We start from the raw sequence: 623 nt of genomic DNA, 5'->3' as shown, positions 1-623 counted from the left end.
AATGGCAAGGTCACTTTGGTCTACCGCTGGAAGGACCGTAAGTCCACCAAGGCGCACACACAGCGTGTAACTTTGGATGACACACAGACAGGTCGTCTGACGGCTTCCATTGCTGTAGCTGCTACTGTGGCTGTAGGTGGAGATAAGACTCGTGAACTCCTGCTGTCCAAAGTGGCTGGCGAAGAGGGCATGATTCTGGCTGCGAAGTCTGGAATCTAAAGAGTTAAACTAAAGGTCATCTACGGGTGGCCTTCGTGATTAACTTTTGTATGAAATCTATTCAACTCACTAATGGGAGAACACCACTATGCGTAATCGTAATGTAATCGAAGCTGAAATCGCTAAACTGGAAGCTGAACTGGCAGACGTTAAAGAGTATGAATGTGCTCGTGACTCCGCTGTCCACATCCTGAAGAACTTAGGGTGGACCCGCAAGTATGGCAAATGGGTCAAACCAGTAGCCAAGTGTGGTAGTGTTGGTATGCAGACTTTCGATGCAGACAAGATGACCCACATCAAGGTTGGGTACTTCTGTACCTCCACCAGCAACGCAGACATTTGGTATGTCCGTAAGGTCGAAGGGACTGACATTTGGTGTTCCCGTGTGTCACGTATTGAAGCAA

General features: G+C 48.3%; 2 protein-coding genes. Both read left to right on the top strand.

What is annotated here, in order from left to right; genetic code table 11:
- Positions 1-219: hypothetical protein (locus I6F53_RS20270; protein WP_197240955.1), on the top strand; the 219-nt coding region annotated here is incomplete at its 5' end.
- A gap of 88 nt (positions 220-307) precedes the next feature.
- The coding region (locus I6F53_RS20265) for a hypothetical protein (protein ID WP_197240954.1) at positions 308-623 on the top strand (316 nt) is incomplete at its 3' end.

The sequence above is a fragment of the Pseudoalteromonas sp. SWN29 genome, from assembly GCF_015864465.1.
Taxonomy (GTDB): Bacteria; Pseudomonadota; Gammaproteobacteria; order Enterobacterales; family Alteromonadaceae; genus Pseudoalteromonas.
The sequence above is the reverse complement of the archived record's forward strand: the minus strand, read 5'-3'. Positions and strand labels throughout refer to the sequence as shown.